General features: G+C 69.0%; 20 protein-coding genes and 1 pseudogene. 9 read left to right on the top strand and 12 right to left on the bottom strand.

Annotated features, from left to right (window positions below; translation table 11 throughout):
• Positions 1 to 49 precede the first annotated feature (49 nt).
• The 7 genes and pseudogenes from C8D87_RS42200 to C8D87_RS42170 all read left to right on the top strand — a co-directional run bounded on the left by C8D87_RS42200 (position 50) and on the right by C8D87_RS42170 (position 4419).
• Entirely contained in the window at positions 50 to 238 is a 189-nt protein-coding gene (locus C8D87_RS42200) for a hypothetical protein (RefSeq protein WP_112232027.1), read from the top strand.
• A 79-nt stretch (positions 239 to 317) separates the two neighbouring features.
• On the top strand, positions 318 to 1118 hold the full coding sequence (locus C8D87_RS42195) for a hypothetical protein (RefSeq protein WP_112232025.1): 801 nt from the start codon (positions 318 to 320) through the stop codon (positions 1116 to 1118).
• 195 nt (positions 1119 to 1313) lie between these two features.
• Positions 1314 to 2156, top strand: coding sequence for a hypothetical protein (locus tag C8D87_RS42190; protein ID WP_146772058.1), 843 nt, complete (start codon positions 1314 to 1316; stop codon positions 2154 to 2156).
• 142 nt (positions 2157 to 2298) lie between these two features.
• On the top strand, positions 2299 to 2718 hold the full coding sequence (locus C8D87_RS42185; protein WP_112232021.1) for a hypothetical protein: 420 nt from the start codon (positions 2299 to 2301) through the stop codon (positions 2716 to 2718).
• Between the two features lie 135 nt (positions 2719 to 2853).
• Entirely contained in the window at positions 2854 to 3546 is a 693-nt protein-coding gene (locus C8D87_RS42180) for a hypothetical protein (protein ID WP_112232019.1), read from the top strand.
• Between the two features lie 257 nt (positions 3547 to 3803).
• A pseudogene (locus tag C8D87_RS42175) lies at positions 3804 to 4049 on the top strand (ATP-binding protein); the annotation flags it as partial.
• A 28-nt stretch (positions 4050 to 4077) separates the two neighbouring features.
• Positions 4078 to 4419, top strand: a complete 342-nt coding sequence (locus tag C8D87_RS42170; protein WP_112232017.1) for an HIT domain-containing protein — start codon at positions 4078 to 4080, stop codon at positions 4417 to 4419.
• Between the two features lie 459 nt (positions 4420 to 4878).
• Here the strand turns inward: C8D87_RS42170 and C8D87_RS42165 are convergent, their stop codons facing one another.
• From C8D87_RS42165 to C8D87_RS48365, 8 genes are all read right to left on the bottom strand, one after another.
• On the bottom strand, positions 4879 to 5910 hold the full coding sequence (locus C8D87_RS42165; RefSeq protein ID WP_112232015.1) for a S1 family peptidase: 1032 nt from the start codon (positions 5908 to 5910) through the stop codon (positions 4879 to 4881).
• Between the two features lie 88 nt (positions 5911 to 5998).
• Positions 5999 to 6379: an RNA polymerase-binding protein RbpA gene (locus tag C8D87_RS42160; protein WP_146772057.1), complete on the bottom strand. Its 381-nt coding sequence runs from the start codon at positions 6377 to 6379 to the stop codon at positions 5999 to 6001.
• Positions 6380 to 6746: 367 nt separating this feature from the next.
• A complete protein-coding gene (locus tag C8D87_RS42155; RefSeq protein WP_112232011.1) occupies positions 6747 to 7370 on the bottom strand; it encodes a DUF3558 domain-containing protein in 624 nt (207 codons plus the stop codon).
• Positions 7364 to 7645, bottom strand: coding sequence for a hypothetical protein (locus tag C8D87_RS42150; RefSeq protein ID WP_112232009.1), 282 nt, complete (start codon positions 7643 to 7645; stop codon positions 7364 to 7366). Before C8D87_RS42150 ends, C8D87_RS42155 begins: the two co-directional genes overlap by 7 nt.
• A gap of 316 nt (positions 7646 to 7961) precedes the next feature.
• Positions 7962 to 8633 (bottom strand): GNAT family N-acetyltransferase, encoded by a 672-nt coding sequence (locus tag C8D87_RS42145; RefSeq protein ID WP_112232007.1) that lies wholly within the window; start codon positions 8631 to 8633, stop codon positions 7962 to 7964.
• Positions 8630 to 10159 carry an APC family permease gene (locus tag C8D87_RS42140; RefSeq protein WP_112232005.1) on the bottom strand — a complete coding sequence of 510 codons (1530 nt, stop codon included), beginning with the start codon at positions 10157 to 10159 and terminating at the stop codon, positions 8630 to 8632. The genes C8D87_RS42145 and C8D87_RS42140 overlap by 4 nt, the downstream gene beginning before the upstream one ends.
• Before the next feature lie 54 nt (positions 10160 to 10213).
• On the bottom strand, positions 10214 to 10948 hold the full coding sequence (locus tag C8D87_RS42135) for a hypothetical protein (RefSeq protein ID WP_112232003.1): 735 nt from the start codon (positions 10946 to 10948) through the stop codon (positions 10214 to 10216).
• 172 nt (positions 10949 to 11120) lie between these two features.
• The gene (locus C8D87_RS48365; protein ID WP_112232001.1) at positions 11121 to 11405 is read right to left on the bottom strand and encodes a helix-turn-helix domain-containing protein; all 285 of its coding nucleotides are present in this window, start codon (positions 11403 to 11405) and stop codon (positions 11121 to 11123) included.
• 404 nt (positions 11406 to 11809) lie between these two features.
• Here C8D87_RS48365 and C8D87_RS42125 point away from each other — a divergent pair, with 404 nt between their 5' ends.
• Both C8D87_RS42125 and C8D87_RS42120 read left to right on the top strand, forming a co-directional pair.
• Positions 11810 to 13195 carry a helix-turn-helix domain-containing protein gene (locus C8D87_RS42125; RefSeq protein ID WP_112231999.1) on the top strand — a complete coding sequence of 462 codons (1386 nt, stop codon included), beginning with the start codon at positions 11810 to 11812 and terminating at the stop codon, positions 13193 to 13195.
• Positions 13192 to 14094 carry a phosphotransferase gene (locus C8D87_RS42120; RefSeq protein WP_215732641.1) on the top strand — a complete coding sequence of 301 codons (903 nt, stop codon included), beginning with the start codon at positions 13192 to 13194 and terminating at the stop codon, positions 14092 to 14094. Before C8D87_RS42125 ends, C8D87_RS42120 begins: the two co-directional genes overlap by 4 nt.
• Before the next feature lie 363 nt (positions 14095 to 14457).
• Here the strand turns inward: C8D87_RS42120 and mobF are convergent, their stop codons facing one another.
• The 4 genes from mobF to C8D87_RS42100 all read right to left on the bottom strand — a co-directional run bounded on the left by mobF (position 14458) and on the right by C8D87_RS42100 (position 23179).
• Complete coding sequence (gene mobF, locus C8D87_RS42115) at positions 14458 to 19320, bottom strand: MobF family relaxase (RefSeq protein ID WP_146772056.1); 4863 nt, start codon at positions 19318 to 19320, stop codon at positions 14458 to 14460.
• A 478-nt stretch (positions 19321 to 19798) separates the two neighbouring features.
• A complete protein-coding gene (locus C8D87_RS42110) occupies positions 19799 to 20041 on the bottom strand; it encodes a hypothetical protein (protein WP_112231997.1) in 243 nt (80 codons plus the stop codon).
• 78 nt (positions 20042 to 20119) lie between these two features.
• A complete protein-coding gene (locus C8D87_RS42105) occupies positions 20120 to 21292 on the bottom strand; it encodes a hypothetical protein (protein ID WP_112231996.1) in 1173 nt (390 codons plus the stop codon).
• A gap of 609 nt (positions 21293 to 21901) precedes the next feature.
• Positions 21902 to 23179, bottom strand: coding sequence for a hypothetical protein (locus C8D87_RS42100; protein ID WP_112231995.1), 1278 nt, complete (start codon positions 23177 to 23179; stop codon positions 21902 to 21904).
• Positions 23180 to 23400: the final 221 nt, after the last annotated feature.

Genomic DNA, 23400 nt, shown 5'->3' with positions numbered 1-23400 from the left:
CCCAACCCGATGCCAACGTGATCGCAACTGCCCTCGGCACGCTTCTGGCATGACGAAGAACATGCTCGCGCTGCTCGACAGCATCCTGTCCAGCAACGCCCGCACCATCCGTGCCGCCGTGCTGATCGTCGTGCTGGCGCTGGCGCCGGGCGCGACGTCCGCCGTGAATATGGTCACCCAGATCCGCCCAGCGGTGCCCGTCCACGAGGTCGGCGGCGGGCAGGGGACGACGCCCTGACTCCAGGCCCTACAGTCCTTGCCACTCACACGATCGAACCCGCGCGGCGGTCTCGTCGGCAACGAGGAAGGACTGACAGGTGATCCCCGACCTGTCCGGCTACGACACCAGCTATCCCGGCGCGCAGGAGTGGCTGCTGTCCGACCACCCCTGGGCCGTGACCGAACGCGCTCGTCGGCGAGCTGCGGCGGCCGGCCACGACTTCGCGCTTCTGGCGCGCCTGCACCTGTTCACCGAGCACCTCGAACACGCCGTCCCTGACCCCGGCCATGCCTCTGACGCGGCAGCTGTCCAGGTGCAGAACACACTGGCCGCACTCATGGTTCCCATCGAGGCCCGCGATCTGCTGCACGGTGACGCGGCACCGGGGGACCCGTTGATCGACACCGTCGAGGCCGACCGGGCACGCTGGGAAGAGCTCTGCCGAGAAGCCGGAGATCCCGGCTACCGCTACCCGCACCACCTGCTGGGCCCGGCGGCGGAAGCGGTCGATCCGCCCGGCTTCACGTATGTCCGACCGCCTCGACAACGCATCGCTGACCCGCTGGAGAATCTCAACGGCGCCGAACGGGCCAGGATCGCGTTCATCACGGCCGCGATCCCGGTCCTCGTGGACAATGCCCTCGTGCTGGAAGTCGGTGGCTATGCACCGGTCCAAGTAGTCGGTGTCTACCAAGGGAAATCCTGGTATCACCGGCATCGCCACGGGGTGGCAGAACTGGGCATCGGCGGCCATCCGGTAACTGAGCCGGAACAGTATGCCGAGATCGAGGCCGATGATCCTCAACTGTTCCTTCCCGGCGCGATGACCACGGTCCGCGTGCTCGGGCAGCTGTTCGCCAGGTTGCACCCGCCCAGCCATCTGCTCCCCACACAGTGAGGACCACAGCCGGCCAAGACCGATGTTCGTTCACCACTAAGCTCTATAGCTTCAGTGTTGACTGAAAGTTAGCCGGATTGTTCATCCTGGTGAGGCCGATGCCGCAAGTCCCAACGCGTGCCCGGGCTGCCGTCGCATAACCCAAAAGTGTCTAGTAGCTGGACATGTCTAGTGACTAGACACTTTACTGTGGTGGTGACTGATCCAGAAGCAGGACCTGCGCTGCTCGCCGCGATGACTGCGTTGCGAGCCTGGCCCCTGCAACGCGATCGCATGCCGGTCGAGCGCGGTGACCTGATCGCCGCGGCGTGGTACCTGGGCGAGCGCAACGTCAGCGCTCTCGCGGCTGCCGCCGACGTCACCAGGCAAACGGTGTACGAAGATCTGCGCGCCAGGGACATCAACCCCCGGCAGGACCGCCACGGCTCGGCGGCCACACCACGCTACGCGCCGCTGACTCACGGGCAGCTCGCCGGCCTCGCCGCACACATGTCCGTTGTGCTCGCACCGGCGATGCTCAGCGCCACCCCGGAACCACTGGCGCTCGCGGCGTGGAAGGCGCATCAGATCATCACCTCGATCGCCCATCTGCTCGACCCGGACCTGCCGGGGACCAACGGCCGCACCTCCGCGGAGGAACGCGCCGGGTGGCTGGACGCGATCGCCGACTACGGCGCTGATGCGGGCCGTGCCGCGCACCAGCAGTGGGCCGACGAGGCCTCGCGCGAGGACCTCGCGGCGTTCACCAACGAAGCCCTGCTCGTGGCTTACGGCGCGGACGCGATCATCGGCACCGCCACGCTGAACGTCGGCCTGCCGGCCGACGGAGGACCGTCGATCCAGGTGACGTTGTCCACCGCCACGGACAACAACGCCACCACGCCGGAAGGATGGAGCACCTGGTCGAGCAACGCCCCGCTGCCGCTGGCGCCCGTCGACGGGTTTCGCCATCTGCGCATCCGTTTCCTGCTGGGCCAGCTTGCCCAGCTGCTCACCGAGGCACTGCACCCTGAGCTACTCGGACTGGACGAACAGTGACCACGTCACAGGCCAGACCACCTGAGCTGGAGTCATCAACCCCAGTCGGCCCGCACGGCGTCCGGGGCGTTCCACACCGAGCACGGCCCACTCCACTGACGTCGTGGCCGCACCGCACCACGACGCACGAAGGGACAACCCCATGCCCCCGACGTCGACCGCCTGCGCTTCCGAGGCGTTGTTCACCGCCTACCGAGATGAACAGCGCAAGCTCGACGCCTTGATCGCAGCCAGCCACGCCAAGTCGCCGGCGACCGACGCGCGACTGGCCGAGCTCAAAGAGCTGCAGGACACCGCGCATCGACGCTGGACCGACGCCACGGACGCCCTTGCCGCCGCACGAACAGGCGGTGACGTCGCCGAGATCGCCGCGGCCCGCGAGGAGGCCGACGAGGCCTACGCCGCGTTCGACGCGACCGCCGACGAGTGCATCACCGAAGCACTGAAGATCAACGGCGAACGCAGCGACGAGCTCGGCAAGGTGCTCGAGCAGATGAAGCTCAAGGAGAACGCCTACCCGGCCTGGCTCGCGGCGGTCCGCACACCCGCACCCACGCAGTGATCAGCCAACGTCGGGCTGCCCGGCTCGACACCTCATCACAGCCCGTCCACGGAAGCGAACTGGTGAAGCAATGAGCACGCAGATCTCGTCCGCCGCACACGACATGCACCTCACCGCCCTGCATCGGTCAAAGCTGTGCTGCGCGCCGGCTGGAAGCTCACGCCGGAAGGCCTCGTGCAATGCGACCTGCCTTACGACCCGAACCTGGGACTGATCACCGACCCGGCCGATGACGAGTACGACGCCGACCAGGCGCGCGAACCCGAACCCCTGCATCGGCACGCCGTCGGCGAGCTGTATCAGCCCGGCAGGACCCACCCGTGGCCGGACAACGTGTGCCAATGGCGGCTGTCCGACCAGGGCGTCGAGCTGTTGATGCTCTACAGCGCGCCCAACGAGACCGAGATCCAGGACGTGCGGGAAGGGGAGGCCCGATTCGCGCTGCTCGCCGGCGAGCACGCGCTGATCCTCGCTCACCGGTTCGGGACCCGCCCGTGGGCGGACACCCCGTGGCAGGCCTGCAGGCAGCTCGACGCACCGACCGGCCTGCCGCTGATCGCCGCGGAAGGGCACCTGCAGGTGATCGTGCAGCTGGTCGACTCCAAGACCGGGATCATCAAGGCGATCCGCGCGACGACGTGGCCGGGCAGGTTCGTCGAGGCCGTGCGTGCCGCCATGCGCAAGCAGGCACTCAACGCGTCCACCGACGCCCAGGGCGGCGCCGAGATCAACGCCTGGTACCTGCGCTATCCGAAGACACCGGACCTGGTTCGGGCCGCGGACATCAACGTGCGCGGCGGCGCTGCCTCCAACAACAGCGGTGGATGAAGGTGTTTGCCTGAAACCGGCAGGCACGCGGTGCGGCACACAGCGTCAACTAGCATCGCTGGTTGTGACAGCAGCTGCGTCCGGTGCCGGCGCCTCCGGTCCAAAGCTGGACCCGATCGCGGTGCTCGTCGACGCGGTGGAGGTCACGATCACGACCGTCGCCGCGGCACTCGCCCCGCTTGCGGAAAGCGACATCGACGACCCCGCCGCCAACACGGTGGCTCCGGCATTTGAGGATGTGGTCGCGGACGCTCTGCGGCTACATGGAGCTCGACCGCCGCGGCGCCGAACTGCTGTTCCAGGTACTGACTGAGCGTGAGGAGAAAAACTCCGTCGCGATCGCCTCGAACGAGAGTTTCAGCGGCTGGACCAAGACCTTCACCGACCCGCGGCTCTGCGCCGCGATCGTCGACAGGCTCACCTACGGCGGCAACATCATCGAGACCGGCACCGATTCCTACCGGCTCGCCCAGACCCGCGCCCGCGCGCACCAGGGCGCGTGACTCGACGCGTCGCGGCTAGGGTCGAGGCATGGGGCCGGACTGGTACTGCGACGAGGTAATTCCAGGCAAAGTGAAGATCGGGGTACTCGCACAGACCGAGAACACGCTCGCGTTCCGCCCACCTCTGCCCGGCTTCGGCACCGATCACATCATCGTGATCCCCACCCGGCACGTCTCCTCGCTGCTCGACCTGGACGACGACTTGACCATAGAACTGCTGACCACCGTCAAGAAGATCGCGGCCTGGGCTGTTGATCAGCACGGCGGTTGCCAGGTGCTGACCACCCTGGGCAACGAACAACACAACAAGCACTTGCACTGGCACGTCGCGGTCGGCGACGGAGTTGCCCGGTTCGTCCCACGCGCCTGACCACGGCCCGCACGGAGCCGGAAAAACACATCGCAACCAGCGGGCACCGACGTCAAAATTCACCGACATTGATCATGGTTTGACCGACGAAGTGACGTCGGAATTGACCAGCAAGTGACGTCGCTTCACACCGTCACAGCCACTCCACTTTTGGTGGGAACAACGCTTTCCCTCAGGGACCTCACAAGCCCCCTAGCTGCATCGACGACTCTGACGGCGATGCTGGGCAGGTGCGGTTCGGCGGCACCGAAACGCCGCCGAACCGCCGAGGGACTCGTGCCAGGGCAGTGGCGACGTGCCCTCGTGCCTGAAGGGACTGGACGGGAACGCGTTCCATGTCGTGCGGCGGACGACAACCTCGGCGCGCCGCCACGATGACGGCGCGCCGGGTTGGTTCGCCCTGTCACGGTCAGGACAGGTGACGGTCGCGTGGCGAGGTGCGCCGCGCGCCGAGGTCAGCTAGCGAACGGGAACCCACTTCGGCAGCTCGATTGCCTCGGTGGTGGTGAACTTGATGGTCGGGTGCGCGATCGGGCCGCCCTGCTCGGGAGTCAGCGGCAGGTCGATGCGGATCGTGCCGTTCTGCACCTTGTCGATCCACGGTTTGAAGTTGCCGAGGCCCTGGTGAACGTCGGGACTGCCGCCGCACAGCGCGGTGGCGCCCCGGCTGACCAGCCCCGTGACCAGCAACCGGCCGTTGACCGGCACGTAGACCCCGGCTCCGGAGTCGGCGTTGCACGCGCCGTCTCCGCCGGGGTTGGCGGTGCACAGATCGTGCAGGGAGATGTCTCCCGCGGCGCACTCCTGCGGCCGGATGATCCTGGTGCGCAGCTCGTTGGCGATGGTGGGGGTGGCGGCCGAGAGGTTGGACGTGCGGCCCCAGCCGACCGCCCGGACGGGCGTACCCGGCCGCGGTTCGGCGCTGTCCACCGTCGCACCGCGCACCTGGATCGGCTCAGCCAGAAAGAACATCGCGAGGTCGGCGGCCGGCGTCGGGTCGACCGGGTCGGGGCCGCCGGGGATCCACTTCCACCACGGGGCGATCACGACCTGCGTGATCGGAAGCGGGGCCACCAGCGTGCGGTCCAACGAGCCCGCGCGAAGCTGGAATTTCCGGTCCTTCACCGGCACCCAGATCGGCGAGCCGAACTCTCCGGCCAGCCGCGTGGATGCAGCCGACGGTCCTGCCGGCCGCTCGCTGACGCAGTGTGCGGCCGTCAGGCCAGACTGGACCCATCCCGGCCTGCCGGGCTTCTCGAGCAGGACGGTGGTGCAGGTCTGGTGGTCGTCGCGGAACCCTGACTCCGAGTCGTACTCCAGCGCGGCGAGGCCTGGGGGCAGCTGGGTCGCCTGACGGCCGCCGACTACCTGGGTGCTGATGTCGCCCGAGGGCGGCGTATCGGGCTGGGCGACGGTGGCCGTCGCGCCGGCGGTCACCAGCGTGACCGTTGCGAGCAGCGCGACCGTCGCTCGCTGAATATTGCTTCTCAAGACGGCTCGATCCTCATTTCTCTTGCGTTACACGACCGGGCATGTCGATGCCCGGGGCTTGAGTTCGCGCAGATGCGCGGACTGTGAGTCAGGTGCTCGATCCGTGTGGCGGCGCGATGCTCGCGGTCTCGCCGCGGTCTCGCGCGAGACGTGCGAGCGCGTCGTTCAAGATCGCTTCGAGGTCGGGTTCGGTGCGTCGCTCCAGCACGTGATCCCAGTGCGTCTTGCCCGGGGTGGCCGGATCGCGCTGGTCGGTCGCCGCGCGAAACAGTCCCGGTGCCCTTGTGCCGTGGTGCGCGCATTCCCATTCGTGTGGCACCTCGGCGTCGAGGGCGAACGATCGTGTGAACTCGTGACCGCGCGGGCAGGCGAAAATCGCGCGCTGCTTGCCGACGGGCGCGTCGCGGTCCGGCTCGGTCACCATGGGGCCGCGGCTCCATGGAGCTCGTCCGGTGACGCTGGTGTACACGGTCTCCTCCTTGTCAGGTGAGGCCTCTCGGCCTGGGAAAGGCTGCGGCCGTGACGCGGATCGAACCGGATGCGGCGTCCTGGCTTGGGTCGTGCTGCATGTGTCGCGTCGCGCCGAGATCGGTTCGGACGTACGCCAGCTCAATCGCGATCGTGTGCTGTAGGTGGCGGTGTGCTGGTGTTGGTTGCACCGCCACCTACAGCCGCCGCTGCGCCGCGGCCCCGCGACGCGTCTGCTGCGGCACCGCCTCGTCGCCAGTTCAGCCGCGCCGACACAATCCGCGGCATTTCGGCGACGAAACGTCTATAGGGAGTCCTCGATCAGCGGTCACTTGGTGTCGAGACCTTCGCTTTCGGGCTGAACGCGGTCAGGTGATCAGGGTGCGCATGGCCTCTTCGGCGATCGGCCGTGCCTCGGTGCACGGAAGCCGCTTGTTCACCGGTGGTGTGAGCTCGATGCCGATCACCAGCATCTGCTCCTTGGCCGTGTCGATAGCCAGGTAGCAAGACACGGCCTCACGCGCGGGGTCGACCGCGCTGTAGACCGGGAACCCCAGGGCGATCGGATAGGCGGAGTTCACCTGCAGCTGGCCGTACAGCTTGTGCACGTCGAAGCGGAACTCGACACCGGTCTCGGTCACCGTTGTGACCGACCATGTCCGGGTGGGACCGCCGAAGTGGCAGGTTGGACTGCGCCACGTGCGCTCGGTGCCGGGAGTCCGCTTACGTTGGTCACCAGCAAGCCGATCGACCTGGCTGGGCAGCAGCAGGTCGCAGGGTTTGGTGTCCTCGTCGAACCGGATCTCACGGGGCCTCAGCGACACCTCCCGGGTGGGAGCGGCGGTGGTCTCCACCGCGCTCACCTGCGAGCTCGGCGGCGGAGTGGAGGGCGCGTGCTGCACGGCCTGAGAGAAGGAGTCGCCCCCGTCGTGGCAGCCGGCAAGCATCAGTGCCGCCACGACGAGGGAACAGGTGAAGCGCCTGGTCAGCATGATGATCGAACGTCCTGGGGTACGGGGCGGGGGAGTGCGACCACGTCGGCGAGGATGCCTTCGACGAACACATGCGCGGGGGTCTCCGCGAAGTACGCGCGCAACGAGGCCAACTCGTCGGCGGGCAGCCACCCCTCGTCGACCGCGAAGTGCAGGACGGCCATGGCGGTCGCGACGTCAGCGAGTTGGTCGCTGAACTGCCCATCGGCCTCGGCGCGCAGCGCTCCGGCGGTGGCGGTATCGGTGGTGTCGTACCAGCGGCAGTAGGCGATCACCGCGGTCGGGTAGTGCTGCTGATCCTGTGGGGACAGAGACCCGCACAGGATGTCGGCGGTCCTCGCGCAGTGCTGTTGCCACCGTGCCAGGCGTGGCGTTGTGCGGTGAGAAGAAACGTTGTGTGCCATGGGGATGCTGAGTCCAAACACGGTAGTTGCGGCGTGAGGTGGTGTGGACGGTGGCGCAGGGCTCTCGCGAGAAGGGGGAACCTCTGAGCTCTGCGCCACCGTCACCCCCAGTTGCCTGCGGTCGCCGCAGTGCGGGACACCGACCGTGCATCGGTGTTGTGTGCAGCGACCGCAGTCGACAGCGGCATCAAGGGGATTGGTCTGTGGCGCCACGGGGTTCACGCCACATGCGGTGCATGGCCGGGCCGTCCGGCGGCAGGTCGTACGTGCCGCACAAGGTGTAGTCGTGGCGCCGGTACTGGGTGACGTTTTGAGGAGTGGCCGCTTCCAGGAACGCCGCCATGCCGTCGTCGTCCAGGCGGCGGTGATGCAGGTTGAGCAGCGTGGTGCCATAGCCAAGGCCCCGGAACTCGGGAAGCACACCCACGAACATCAGGTAGTGATGGCCCACGCCGGGAAGGTGGTGGGCCATCAACGTGTCGTCGAAGGTCTCGAACCTGTCGTAGTACGGGCCAGTTCCCTGCTCGAGCCGGTCGGCGTAGTCCGGTTCGGAATCGGGCAGGTACCCGTTCGGAGCGTGGGCCCACACCGCCACGGCCCGCATGTCCGACCTGAGGTCGACGTTGCCGTGCCGCAGCGCGTATTCGATGTTGAGGCCGAAGTGGTTGCGCAGCGGACTGAATCGCTCATCGGCGCTGGGAACAAGCCACTGTGCCTGGGGAAGAGGGAAGAACGCGGTGGCGAGCAGGCCCGCGACGTCGTCGACAGTGATCCCGGCCTGGTCGAGGCTTGCGATCGGGTAGGCCTTGTCGACGCGGCCGTCGACGATCGCGATGTTCGTTGTGGTCGTCGTCTTCATGCGACTGCCACATCCTCGGCGCCGGTGTCGTCCTCGGCGATCTTGTTGTATCTCCCTGGCGCGTTGCGGCGAAGCCACAAGCCGTAGCCGACGCCGCCGAGCAGGGCCAGCACGTACAGGCCGGCGACGATCCAGCCGAGCTTCGACTCGGGATTGTTGATGAGGAGCCCGAAGTTCCACACCGCCAGGCAGAACACCACGAACATGGCGGTCGCGGAGATGGCCGGGGCCACCACGCGGATCCGGAGCGAGTGGTTGCCGGGGCTGCGGCTGAAGTGCCCGATGAACGACAGGCTCGTCAGGAAGAGCATCATCACCACGCCGACAGCGCCGATCGTGCCGCCGATGAAGAACAGTCCCTCAGTCGGCTTCCAGTTCAGCGCCCACGCGAGCACGACGACGGCGAACGCGATCACGCTCATGACGGCGGAGGCGTTGCGGGGTGAGAGGGTCTTGTGCGACAGCTTGCCGACCCACGACCACAGGATGCCCTCGCTGCCGAGGTTCTGGGCGTAGAAGGTGACGGTCACGTGGAAGGCGACCATCGCGGCGAGCACGGTGCCGAGGAACAGGAGCCGTCCGGTGATCGCAAACCAGTCCGCGATGTTGTGCTCGGCCATCGACCACACCATCTCGGGGCCCGCGCCCGATGCGCCGATGACCTCGTTCGGTCCCGCGGTGATGATCATCGAGAAGGAGGAGCTGATGTAGATGATCGCCATGATCACGACGGAGCCGTAGGCCGCACGGCGTGCGGTACGGTGCTTGGGCTCGCGGGCTTTCGACAGGTACAGGGGCGGATTCTCGATGCCGATGATGGCCAGCACGCAGATCAGCACGGCGATGCCCATGATCGACGGAGTGGCGGGAACGAACGCGTCGTCGACCGCAGCGATGATGCTGGTTCCCTCTGCTGGGTGCGCGAAGTTCATGATCGTGAAAGGCAGGATCCACGCCAGCTCGGCGACGACCACGGCGAGCAGCACCGTGCTGTTTTGTTTGAGCCGGCTGCGGCCACGCCAGGCGGTGAACGCCCAGGCGGCCAGAGCGAACCACCACGGGCTCGGCGTCGCGCCGAACACCGTCTTCGGAAGCACCGGGGCCACCGTCGTCAGCGCGACGTCGCCGAAAACTCCGTACAGACCGACCTGGAGTGCCGCGTACGCGCCGAGTGCGATGAACGACACCCCGATGCCCACCGGGCGACTCAGGCCGGTTGCGCAGTAGGCGTAGAACGCCTTGGTGGTGCCGCGGATCATGCGTCCCATCGCGAAGAACGATGGGAGAAATACCAGCAGCATCGCGAAGACGATCACAAACGCGCCAGGAATCGCGGTTACCCCGGCGGCCGTGAAGCCGGTGGGGATGACACCGGTCACGACCGTCAGCAGCGTCACGGAGGCAAGCAGGAACGCCGCGATCCGGCGAGCGGACAGCTGGTTCTTCGCGACGAGCGCTGCTGCCTCGTCGACCTCGGGTGCCGACGCTCTCGCGTCTGGTGGCGTGCCCTTGGGCTTGGTGGACATTTCGGTGCGGCTCCGTACAGGGATAGAGGGGACAGGAGGTGACTGGTGTGGCGGCTAGTGGGCGTAGGCGCTGGCCTTCATCACTGCGGCAGTCGTGTCGACGAGCTGGCGTGCGGCGGGCCAGGTGGACAGGGCGCCCGTCACGATCTGATCCATTCGATCCAGGGCATCCTGATCGAGGTCGTCGAAGACGTACTCCGAGATTCGGGTGATCTTCAGCAGCGCCAGCGTCGCCGCATGCCACGGTTGAATCGCCGTGCCGGGCTGATCTGGTGTGCCGGGCTGCTTCAGCAGAGCGGCCAGGATCCTTGCTGGAGCGACGCGCCACTCAGGCGTAGGAACAACGATTCGCTGGCGACGCAGCAATCCCGGGTTCACGTGGTGGGCCTTGTTCAAGGCCAGCAATCGCTGTCCGACTTTCTCGCAGCTGTCGGTCGCGAACACCGGGAGCCACTGCCGCAGGTGCTCTAGCCGGGATCGCTGGATGAACGACCGGCGCTCCTGGAACAACTCGTCTTCGCGGCCGAGCAGGACCTGGCGACGCCATTCCAGTTCCGGCTCGGTCGGAGGCCGGTGATCGGGCAGTTTCGGCGGGAGCAGGCGCTCTGCGATCTCGATGCTGCCATCGACGATGTCGATACTGCCCAGGAGCAGTTGTTCGAAGAGCAGTCCTGACGCTGTTCCCGTCCGGGCGATCTCGAGGGCGCAGTTCTGGCGGCTCTCATGCAGATCTTCGAAGGTGCAGCAAAAGAAGTCCGAGGCGATCAACATCGCCGGGTGGTCGCGCACGACAACTTGCCCTCCTTCCCCCCGAATACAGGAGTTACTTCACCGAGTTCCGCACCGAGCAGGGATCGTGTCCGCGGCCGTGGTGGTCTGCGGACGGATGGGCACCTCAGCGTGGTGCGACGATCCGTCCGAACCGCACCGCTTGTGATGGCGGCGCGACCAGGGCTGTCCATCAAGGCCCGGTGAGCGGTTTTCGAGACGGGCGGTTCGCCGTCCTTGTGGTTGCCGCTTTGCGACGTGCCGGACTTGCCCGTCGGCCATGTCCGCCGCCACGCGGTCGCAGCTCCACGCCGGCCTCGCAGAGAAGACGGCGCACTAAGCCGTACGAGCGGCCGATGTCCTCGGCCAGGGCGAGGATGCTGGCCCCCTTCTCGTACTTCGTCCCCAAGCTCACACTCAGCGCGATGCGGGCAGCACCGGTGACCTGTTTTCCTTTGACTGCGGCCTTGTCCGCCATCTCGGTCAGCGCTCCTCACACGCTTCAGATGATCAGTCGGGGTGCTCCAGCACAGCGGCCAAGACCCTCGCCAAGCGGTAAACCGCGGCGCGGTGTCCAGCGGCGGTGATCAACGCTCGCCGCGCCGGCTGGCGCGAAGCGTGGGTGGTGCCCCACGAAGCCGGTCGACAGGCGTCCGCATCACGTCCCTCACATACGTTTGGGGCGAGATGAGCGCCTGCGTCATGAGCGAGAACCATGCTCGGAAAGATCCTCGTGAGGAAGGTCCGTCGGACCTAGGTCCGACGGACCTTCCTCACTGCGGCCAAATCTGGTACGGGGTCACCACTAGTGAGGGCAGTCACACCCAGGGTTGAAGTGGCGCTACGCTGCGACATCAACTGACAGACGCGGGGAATGAGGCCATGACGGGGCGAGAAGAACCGGCGTTCGAGGGCCTGATGGTGCCCAAGGGCTTCTACGAACGCCCCGCGCTGCGCGCCGCCCTTGCCCAGCGCGACTGGAGCGCCGTATTCCTGGCACTACGTGCCGAGCTCGGCCTCTCCCAGCAGGGTCTCGCCGACGCGACGGGCATGGATCAGTCGTGGGTGTCCAAGATCGAACGCAAAGTCAAGACGCTGGAGAACCTGGATCCGGTCATCCGGGTCGCCAACGCGCTCTGCATCCCCGCACCGCTGCTGGGATTCGGCGCGGCACCCGGTACGAGCACGAACTGGTTGAACGACAGGAACTTTTTCGAGCTCGCCACAGCGGCGGCCCTGGGCATCGGCGTGCCCGAGATGGCTCACCTGCGGCAACTACGACCCCGCCACGACGACCTGTACACGCCCAGACGCATCGACACGCCCGACGTGACAGCGCTACGCGCCACGACCACGATCTATCGCCGGTGGGACAACCGGCAAGGCGGCGGCATCAAGCGCGCGGACGCGCGAGCGCACGTGCGGTTCGCCCGCCTGCTCAAGAACGCCACCTGCACCAATCAGGTACGTGCCGACCTGCATCTGGCGACCGCCGAGGCCGCGATGGTCGCCGCCTGGATGAGCTATGACATGGGCGGGCACCACGACGCCCGCGTGCACTGGCTGCTCGCGCTCGACGAGGCCCGGCACGCTGACGTCGAGAGCAGCGCGGACCTCATGGTCGACGTCCTGCTCGACATGGCCCACCAGTCCCTGCATCTGCGCGACCCACACGAGGCCTTCAAACTCACCGAGCTGGCCACCGCCGTGGTCGCCGGCCACCGCTATCCCGTCAGCGTCAGCACCCGGTCCTACCTCGACATCAATCGGGCCTGGTGCCGTGCCGCCCAGGGAGAGATCGACTCCACCCATCGCGCACTGGACATGGCCCACCAGCGATACGCCGACGCCGACCCGACCACCGCAGCGCCCTGGGCCACCCACGTCGGGCCCGCGGAGATCGCCGCGCAACACGGACACGCCCTCTTCCTGCTGTCCGAGGCCGTCGCCGGCACGAACCGGGCCGCGGCAGAGACCGCCGCGGCCAAAGCGATCGGCCACCTGCGTTCGGCCATAGACGGCTACGGCGGCGACTACGCCCGCTCGGCCGCAGTCAACCTCCCCGGCCTGGCGAGCTGCCTGCTGCGCGTCGGCGACATCCCCGCGGCCGTGACGGCGGGCCACCAGGCGGTCACGGCCATCACCGCCCTGTCCTCCCGGCGGCCACTCGCTCGCCTGCACCGGCTGGCCGACACCGCGCTGCAGCTCTCGCACCACCAGGACGTCGCGGACCTGCGCCGGCGCATCATCGAGGCGACGGCCGCGTGAGCGCCACCGCAACCGACGGCGCGCTGCCCGGCCCTGACCAGCTCCGCGCGCTGTGCGCCGAGTACGGGGTCGACAGCGCCGACGCGCAGCTGCTGCACGCCCGATCCAACGCGGTCTACCTGCTCCCGCACGACGACCTCGTGATCCGCATGGCGCCAGCGACGGACCTGCGCCGGCAACGAGCGCGCACCACGGTCATGGTGACGCGATGGCTCGCCGAACAGGACCCCACGATCGCCCTGGCACCGGCCGGAGGCGACCAGCCCGTCGAGGCCGCCGGCGCGATCGCCACGTTCTGGCCGTACCGCCCGGCACTCGAAAACCCGCCGATGCACGAAATCGCCGACCTGATCCGCCGCCTGCACAACACCCCAGCGCCGCCGTTCCCCGTCCCACCGCACGAGCCCCTCGTCCGATTGCGGGAAGCGCTGGCCGACGACCGCGCCCGCGACGAGCCTGTTCTGTCCGAACAGGACAGGAGGTGGCTGCAGAACCGGGCGGAACACCTTGTACAGACCTATGACCACACGGACTGGCCGCTCGGCAAAGGCCTGGTGCACTGCGACGTGCACGCGGAGAACGTGGTCTTCAGCGACGGCTGGAAGCTGATCGACTTCGACCAGGTCTGCCTCGGGCCGCGGGAATTCGACCTCGTCTCCGCTCTGCCCGACCACTTCCACCAGAGCGAAGCCGAACGACGAGCTCTGCTCACGGCGTACGGCTACGACCTGCTGGGCTGGAAGGGATGGGTCGTGGTGCGCGACATCATCGAGATGCACTCGCTCTCGTCCTACCTCCGCCTCGCCTCAACCGTTCCCGCAGCTGCCACCGAACTCGGGCACCGCGTCGCGTCCCTGCGCAACGGGGACCGCACAGCCCGCTGGACCGCCGTCTCGTAGCCACCGGGTGGTGACGCGACGCTGGGCTGGAGGCACCCAAGGCATCACCTGTTGGTTCCGGCCGCGTGGCATGTCGATCATGTGCGGCGTTGTATCCCGCCACGGACGCCCGGCTGTGCCTAGACGACGCCAAGGTCTACTGCGGCTGGGCAAGCCGAGCCTACGCTTCAGCTGTCCCATCTCACGCTGAAGGCGTGCGAGGCTGCGGGCTGCGCTGCCCGTACCGCCCCGGAAGCCGAATCCAATGCGGCTGCTGTCTGCTCGCAGGTAAGGCCGTTGCGGGGCGCACGGACGCCGCAGTGAGCATGCGCCAAGGGGAACCGCCGGGTGCGGGGCCAGCGCGCCGTTTCGGGCCGATCTGGATCAATAGGCCAACCCGGAGTTGAGGTCGTGGTGCTCGCCAACGTCTTCCACGTCGTCGTACCGGTGCAGCTCCTCTGCGCTTTCCACCGCGCGCGCGGTCTCGCGCAGGTCGGCTGCCAGCTCCTCGGCGTCTTCGGTGAGGTCGTCGGCGCGGTCGATGACCTGGTCGCGCAGCCTGTCGATGCGCTGCTGGTTGGTGGAGTACTGGTCCTCTGGCGTGGTCACGATGGGCCTCCATTGCTCGGTGAGGTTGGTCCAGGCACGTGCTTGAGCGCCGTCGCGGCGGGGCTGCGGGCCGAGCGGGATGTCGGGGCTGGTGGTGCGGATGCGGTAGGTCTCGCGGTAGGCGGCGGCCGCGCCCGCGAGCTCGTCCCACCTCGCTGCGGCCGTCGGGTCGACCGGGCGTGGACCGAGGCCCTTCGTCCACTCAGGCTGCTCGTCGGCCACGTCGTCGCGCAGCTGTTCCGCGCGGTTGGTGATCGCCTGGGCGAGCAGTTCGAGGTGCCCGGCGAGGTCGGGCCGGTCGGCCAGCGCCGCCGGATCGGCCGCGTCGAGCCAGGGCAGCGGGCCGCGTTCGCGTACCGGTTCGCTGGGCGGGTCGGCGCGCTGGATGCGCTGCTCGACCAGTCGGTAGAGCACTGCGGCCGGGTCCCGCGCGCCGTGCAGACCGGTCAGACTGTCGGCATCGGGGACGGCCTGTTCGACGGTCCAGCCCTGGTCGTGCGCTCGGTGCAGCAGCCAGCGCAGCGCCGGTTCGGCGTCGCGGGCCAGCGTGGACGGTGCGCGCGCGGTGAGCACGTGCGTGATCTGGTCGTCGACGTGCTGCTCGCTGGCGGCGTGCGTGCCGCGTTCGTAGCGGCGGACCAGGTCGTCAAGCCGTTCCTCGAGCGGTGTTGTGGAGACCGTCTCGTCGTCGGCGAGCGCGGCCAGCAGCTCGTCCGGGTCGAGGTCCTCGCGCAGCCGGTCGAGCGCGCTGGCCTGGTGCGCGTGCGCGGTCCGTTCGGCGCCGGCGCCGTCGTCGTGGCTCGGCGGCGTCCACTGGGTCATGAGGTCTTGCCAGGCGCGGGCGCGCAGGCCCTGCCCCTCCGGTTCCCGACCCAGCGGGTAGCGGGGGTCGTCGGTGGTGATGGCGTAGGTATCGCGGTAGGCGGCACCGAGCCCGGCCAGGTGGTCCCACTGATCGGCGAGCGCGGGGTCGTCGAGCGGGCGTGGTCCAAGCCCGCGGGTCCAGGCCGGGTCGTCGGCAATGACGGTGGTGCGCAGCTCGGTGACGCGGGCGGCGATGGTGTCGTTGAGCTGCTGCAGGAAGTCCAGCAGCTCGGGCTGCTCGCCGAGCTCGTGATAGTTCGGATGCGCGAGCCATGGCAGTGCGGGCTGCCATCCGCCGCCCTGGTCGCGTTGCTGGCGCAGCGCGGCGTCGACGGCGTCGGCGGCGAACTGGTGGTCGGGCATGGGATCGTTCGTGGGACGCCCAGCGAGCCAGCGGGCCGCGTCGGTGATCGCGGCGTCGGCGTCCAGGCCCTCGGCGGCGGCCGCGGCCGCCCTCTTCCACACCGGCTCCCAGGCTGTCGTCTCGACCGCGGCGGTGGCCTGGTGGTGCTCGATGATGCTGCGCCACTGGTTGATGGCCGTGAGGGTGGGGCCGGCGATGCGTGCGGGCGGGTCGTCGTCCAGGGTGCGTTGCTCGATGCGCCACTGCAGAACCGCTGCGGGGTCGTCGACGCCGTCGCCGTCGAGCGGGCCGCTGGCCACGGCGGCCACAACGAGGTGTTCGGCCTGCCATCCCAGGGTTTCGGCGGTGCGCAGCGTCTGCCGCAACGCGGGCGCGGCGGGCTGTTCGTGCAACTCGGGGACGTGCTGGGTGAGCACCTCGTCGACCTGTTCGTCGACGCCGAGCGTGGCGACGTAGTCGTGCCGCCCGACCAGGGTGCGCAGCGACTCGGCGGCAGCCAGGGCGTCGCGGAGTTCCTCGTTGGCCGAGGTTTCCGCCGAGGAGCGGGCCAGCGCGGCCTCCAGCACGCCGCGCGCGGTCAGCTCGAGCGGGGTCTCCTGGTGGGAGTCGATGGTGTGCTGCACGGTCTCGACATAGACCTGGTTGTCCTGCACGGCGCGGGTGATCAGCGTGTAGAGCTGCTCGCGGGAGATGCCCTGGGTGGCGATCGCGTGCGCGGAGCCCCTGCTGGTCATGCCCTGGACGCGGTTGACCGTCGCCGCGTAGGCGAGCTCGACCTCCTCGGCGACGTAGTCGGCGGGCACCACGACGGTGCCGTTGCTGACCTGGTTGCGCAGCTTGAGCGCCCCGTCGCGGCGCACCGCGACGACGTCCCAGGTGTCGCCGTTCTTGACGAAGTCGCGGCCGCCGAACAGCGTCTTGAGCCGGTCGTTGCGGCGGGTGACGACCCAGTCGCCGGTGCTGGCGGTGGTGCCGTCGTGCAGCCGTACTGCCCGGCCGCGTGCGTCGACGTCGCCGCGCAGTACCCGCAGCGCGCGGGCTTCGAGGTTGAGCGCGGTGACGTCCTCGTTGGTCGGGACGATCAGCAGGGACTGGCGGCCGGCGTCCAGGTCGGCGCGCCAGGCCCGGTGGGCGGCGTCGCGGATGGTTTCCCGGCTGCCCTCGGAGACCCAGCCCTGGTCGAAGTAGTAGTCGAGCCCGGCCGGGTTGCCCTCGTGCAGCGCGAGCGAGGCGGCCCGCTGGCCGGGGTCGTGGAACCGCACGACCTCTTTGAGCCGGGTGGCGCCGTTGGTGTGCTCGAACCAGCGCACGGCACCGCCTGCCTCGACCGAGGCGAGCTGCCGGTCGTCGCCGACCAGCCGCACGTCCGCGCCGCGGCGCAGCGCGTAGGCGACGACGTCGTGCAGCGTGTGCGTGCCGGCCATCGACACCTCGTCGATGATCAGCACGTCGCCGCGGCGGAAGGGGAACGTCTCCTCCGCGACGTTGATCCGCTGCGCGGTGGTGACCTGGTGCAGGGTGTGCGGGTGCGCGTCGATTGCCTCGGCGAGCACGTGCGCGGCCCGCGCGGACGGCCCGAACGCGTACACGCGGCCGCCTTCGGCGCGCACCGCGTTGGCGTACACCTTCATCGTGGTGGTCTTGCCCGCCCCGGCCGGCGCGTAGAGCAGCTGCACCCGGCGCCCCGAGGTCGCGAACGAGACGACGGCGGCGCGTTGTCCGCGGTTGAGCGATCCGGCTCCGGCCAGCGCCTGCTCGACGGTGCTTCGCGCGAGCCGCCGGCCGTCGGTGAGGCCGCCCCAGGAGGCGAGCGCGGACTCCTCGCGCAGGGTCCGGCCGGTGGTGAACCGCTGGCTGTTGTGCTCCACGAACACCGACTCGCCGGAGCGGCGGCGCAACGCGTCCGGCTCGGGAACCAGCGACGGTGCTTCCAGCGAGACGAGATCGGGTGAGTGCAAGACCGCCCGCACCACGTCGGCGATCAGCTGGTCACGACCGCCGTCGGCGACGCGCAGGTGCGCGGTCTGCCGGTGCGCCTCGGCCTCGATGTTCCAGGTGTTGAAGTGACAGTAGTAGTCCGAGACCGTGGCCAGCGTCGCCTCGGCGAGCTCGCCGACGTTGACCTCCGAGTGGGCTTCGGGTTGGCCGCCGAACACCCGCTGGCCGAGCTCGTCGATGACCTCCGGGGCGACGATCTCCTCGGCTTGGCCGCGCCAGCGGCGCAGGTGATCGGCGAGTGATCGGGGTGCCTGCTTGGCCTCGCGGGTGCCGTACTGGGCGCGTTTGGAGATCTCCAGGATCTCCTTGGGGGTGGGCTCGCGGCCGTGGTGGCGGCGGAACTCGACGATCTGACGGGCGCGTTCCTGCTCGACCTGGGCGGCGCGCTGGCTGAATCCCGCCAGCAGCTCGGTGGGCACGCCGTCGAGTTCCCAGGTCGGCCGCTTGAGGTCGATGCCGCCGGAGGGCTTTTCGTTCCAGGTCGCGCCGTGCTCGCGGAACAAGTCACGGATGCGAGAGTTGTAGAACTCGCTCATGGTCACCGCGGCGGCGAGGATGGTGCGCCCGTCCAGCGACGTCCAGCGCCCGTCCGGGCCTTGGACCTTGGTGCTGATCGGCACGTGGGTGTGCAGGTGCGGGTCGGCGGAGCGGCTGTCCCAGTGCTCGAAGATCGCCGCGGTGATGCCCTGCACGTCGTGCTGGGTGTAGCCGCCAGCGCCCTTGCGGGTGTAGGCGACGGTGTTCTCCAGGTAGGTCAGGGTGTCGAGCACGGCCTGGCGGTGCAGGCTCACGACCAGCTCGCGGGTCTCCTCATCGCCCAGCGCCCACGTGACGCTGACGGACTTCGGGGGCGCGAACACCAGCTCGAAGCCCGATGTCGCGGACTTCATGGACTTCTTCTGCTCGGCCAGCCACTTGGTCAGCTCCTCCTCGGAGGGCTGCTGACCGTCGTGCTTCTCGGCGTAGACCTGGGCCTGGACCAGCCTGCGGATTCCGGCGCGGGTGGCGTCGTCGATCGGGGCGCCGGGCGGCAGGTTGTGGTCGAGGTTGTGCTGCTTATAGGCCTCGATCACCCGGCCCCGGAGCTCGTCCAGGCCGTCGAACTGCGCGAACCGGTAGCCGAGTTTGGTCGCGGCCAGCGCTTCGGCCTCGGTGTGCCCGGCGGCGATCATCTCTGCCTGGATGCGGTCGGCGTCGGGGTGCCGGCCCTCGCCGAACAGGGCGTTCATCTGCGCGGCGGTGACTTCGCCGGACACGCCGAGTGCGGCCGCGCCGCGGCCGAACCACTGGCCCTGTGGATATCCGTGCGCCAGGTAGTAGTCCGACAGCGATTCGCCGGCGTCCAAGCCGCGGTCAGCGCACGCCACCGAGCCGGTCAGGTACGCGTACCCACCGGGCGAGAGCTTGCGCACGCCGATCACAACCAGTCAGCCCAATCGGCTTCGCCAGCGAGCGTCCAGCGAGAGCGCGAAAGGTGTGCAAAACGCGCTTACGGAAACGATTCAGAACCGTGGCGCACTCAGAGTGCAAGAGGTGCTGTGTGCCGGCGGGGACGGCTGGCAGGGTGAGGGGCGGCAGGCTGGGCGGGCCGGACGGCGCGGGGCCGGAAGGTGAGCGGGGCGGCGGGTGCGGCGCGGGCGGGATGGTTGGGGTGCGGCGGCCGCGCGCACGAAAAGCCCCCCGGCGGGACCGGGGGGGGGCTTTTCGCGGATCGGGCGCGGGGCTATTCGCCCCATCCGCGCTGGCGGGCGGCGCGGCGGTCACGGCGGCGGGCGCCAACCTTGGCGAGCCTGAGACGGCGTGCCGTGGGGGAGAGGTCACGACGCATGTCGAACATGAGCGTTTCCTCAAAGCTCGGGCGCGGGCGGCGGCCGGTGCTGGGGCGGGTGCTCATCGCTGGTCGCTCCCATGCTCCGGCGTGACGAGAACGCCGTTGCGGTACGTGAAGGTCTGGCCGCCGATCTGCAACACGAGATCGGTAGCGGGCACACCCCCGGTTCCCTCGGTGTCTGCCTCGGCGGCGTGGGAGTGGGTGGGAGGGGCGGTGACAAACACGTCACTGGTGACGGTTTCCGCCTGGACAACCGCACCGGTGACGACAGAACCGGTAACGGAATTCTTGACGTTGCTCATGCTTGCTGCTCCTGCTCAAGAGTGAGGACGGGGGCCGTGGTCCGGCGCGGCGGCCGGACCACGGCGGCGGGTTGCCGGTCAGCGGCTGCGCTTGGCGGCGCGCGCGGCGTCGCGCTGGGCCTTGGTGGCCTTCTTGCGGGCCTCCAGCTCGGCGGCGCGGCGTCCCTTCGCGCGCTTGGCCGCGCGCTTGGACGGGGCGCGGTGCTGGCGGTACTCGGGGCGCGCGGTCTCGGCCTGCTCGTCGGTCTGGTGGGCGGTCGCGTCGGCGTTGTCCTTCGCGGCTGCTTCCTCGGCTTCGAGTTCGGCCAGACACGCGCGGCACTCGGCGCACAGTCCGTCATCAACGGCCACGTGACGCACGTCCTTGGGTTCACGCTGCGCTGGGCAGCCTGCGCACTCACCCAACGCGGCGGGAGCCTCGGCGGGCGTCTCCTGGGGAAGGTGGGCACGTGCGTAGTCCGCGATGGCGGCGCGCACGGCGGGCGTGACGGCGCGCTTCCACTCGCCTTGCAGGAACACCCGGGCGGCGGAGGGGGTCACGGCGCGTTCCCAGATGAACGAGCAACGCGCGTAGACGGCGTCAGCCGCGCTGTGTCCGGCGGGAAGCTCGGGGATGCCGGTGCATCCCTTCTCCCTGCATTCCTGGCACAGTCCGTCGTCACCGTGTCCGGCCTTCATCCGGTCGGCGTCAAGGTCGTACTTGTCGCGCTCGATGTTGCACGTCAGACACCGGAACTCCAGGCCGGTCCGGTAGAGGGCGGCACGGTCGTAGTCGATGCCGGACGCGTAGACCTCTTCGGCCTTGCGGCGGTCGTCACGGTCCATGAGCTGTTCGCCGTCGGCTACCCCGGCGCTGTCGTCGCGGTAGCGGGCAAAGTCGGCGGCGTCGGCCTGCTGCTGGCGGCTGCGGGCGCGCTTGGCCATCGCGTCACGCCTGCGGGTGACGGGCTGCGGGGGCTGGTAGTCGTTGCGGCGGCGGGTGGGCTCGGGGCGGTGGCGCGTTTCGCCGTCCTTGGGCACGCACGCCGTGATGATCGCCCGTGCGATCGGGTCGGGGGTCTCCTGCCACATCTGGCGGAGGAACGCGACGGCGGTACGCGGACGCTTCTCCTCCAGCACGTCCGCCACGCGGCGGATGAGCCACAGGTGGTTGATGTCGGCGGTCTTGATCAGCGTCCTACCCAGCTTGCGGGCGGCGGGAATCTCTCCCGCGCTGACCAGCTTGGCCAGGTCCTCAAGGATTTCCGGCACGGAAGCGATAGCAGACATTGAATTTACCCCACTAGTGATTTTCTCGCTTCACCAGGCTTGGCGTTCCCGGTGTTTCTTTCTTGCAAGACGATCTTATCGACGAAATGGCCCATTTGCAAGCTTTGAAGCTGCATCCGACCATCTATTTACCGAAATGTTTCCAACGGTGATAAGGCCTTGACCTGCGCTTTTGTGCACGCGGAAAACGCGAGGGCACAACGAAAGCCCCTTTATGCTTAACTCTTTGCTGCCCTTTCCTCTCCGTTCCCCCTGTCCCTGCCATCTCTTGTGTTGTGACAGACGGGTCAAGGTGGGCCCCGAAAAAGATTTTGGCGGAGGGAGCGAAGCGAGCGGAGGCAAAAACTTTTTTGGGTGCCTTGATGCGGCTGGCACGACATAAGACGATCGAGGTCAGGGGGGCCCTGGTGACCACTCCACCTGTTCAAGGTGACGCGCCGGGCGCCGGCCGGGACGGCGTTGTCCCGCGTCAGGGGCCGCCGGCCACGCGCCTTGCCGGGCCGCTCGTGATCGGGTGTGCCCGCGGCCGCCTGGAGTGGGGGACCAGGCGGCCGCGGTGCACGGTCTGCGTGGACTTTCAGGCCCTTCGGCTTACCGATGGCGGCGGCGTTCGACGGGCTGGCAGACCGGAGCGTGAGGCCTGCGGCGGTCCGTCGACGGGTGCGCCGGGCACCACAGCGCTTCCGGGCCGCGATGGTGCAGGAAGGCGCTCAGCTCGTGGACGTACGGGGTGAACTCGAACTCCCCGACTTCCCCGGAGCTCAGCGGTACACCGCACCGGCGGCAGCTGGCCGACCAGTTCACCTCGTGGTCGAGCACGGGCAGCGGACCGCTGATCAGCACGGGCTCGTGCAGCGCGACGGTGCCGGCGGGCACCGTCACCGACCGGAAGGCGGACACCATGCGGACCTGCCGGGCGGGTGGCAGGGTCTCGACGTCGCCGCGAGCGAGCATGCCGTACCAGCCGTCGTCCTCGTCGGCGGCGATGCGTCGGTAGCCGGGCTCGTGCACGTCGTACTGCCCGTCGCGGCCATAGCGTCCGCGTTCGAAGCGGGCCAGGCTGAGCAGGCGCGTGCCGCCGTACCAGCCCGTCGCCCACTGGCTGCCTCGGGCGGCGTCGAACGCCGCGACCAGGCCCGGCTGCTCGGCGGCCGCGCCGGTGACGGTGAACCCGAGACCGGTCAAGGTGTCGAGCACCTCGGCGGGCGGGACGAACCGCCAGATGCCGTCCTCGCTGGGCTCCCCGAGCCGGGCCTCCCACATCGCCGCGAAACCGGCCACGCCGCGCTCGGCGGCGGCCTCCAGCCGTTCGGGGTTGATCCACGGCTGGTAGTGGCGCGGGGTCGGCCCGATGACAGGACTGCCGTCGGCGTCGGCGAGCAGGAACGACAGCGACAACCGTCCGGACCGGTCGACCTGCACGACGTGCAGCGGCGGGTCCACCGTGGGCAGCGCGCTGCACTGGGCGAGGTTGTGCTCGATGACGGTGAGCTCGTCGTGGTCGGCACCAGCCCGCGGCCACCAGACCGGGGTGGCGTCGTCGAAGTCGACGCGGCCACGCCGGATCGGCGCGGCGCACAGCACGCTGCCCGCGCGCCAGAAGACGCTGGCGAGGTCGGGCCGCACGATCAGCGGATCACCGTAGACCGGGAATGGGCCGCTGGTCTTCGCCGTAGGTCGCTGCGGGGCCGGGTAGTTGCTGCTGGCGTAGTCGAGCACGCCGATCTGGTCGAACCAGGGCACGGTGCGCGCGAACCAGCGGTTGGAGACGTCGCCTCCGGTCAGGCCCCACTTGACGTGGCGGCGGCTGTAGTCGACCTCGATGCGCGGGGAATCCGCGGTGCGGGTGGAAGCGAACGGGGACTGCATGGCCAGTGCCCTCCTGGCGTGGCGCGGCCGGACCCGGCGGGCCCGGTGCCCCCGTGGTCCGGGGGCGCAGCGCAGGTGCCGCGGCGGTGGTGTGGGTGTCCAGCGCGGTTTGCTGGACACCCACACCACTGGTGCGGCAGGCTCCGGCGTCCCCGAGGCACGCGAGCCCGGCCTCCGGAGCGCCGCGCCTGTCCCCTCAGCGGCGGTGCCGCCCGGACGCG

The organism is Lentzea atacamensis (assembly GCF_003269295.1).
In the GTDB taxonomy this organism is placed as follows: domain Bacteria; phylum Actinomycetota; class Actinomycetes; order Mycobacteriales; family Pseudonocardiaceae; genus Lentzea; species Lentzea atacamensis.
The sequence above is the reverse complement of the archived record's forward strand: the minus strand, read 5'-3'. Positions and strand labels throughout refer to the sequence as shown.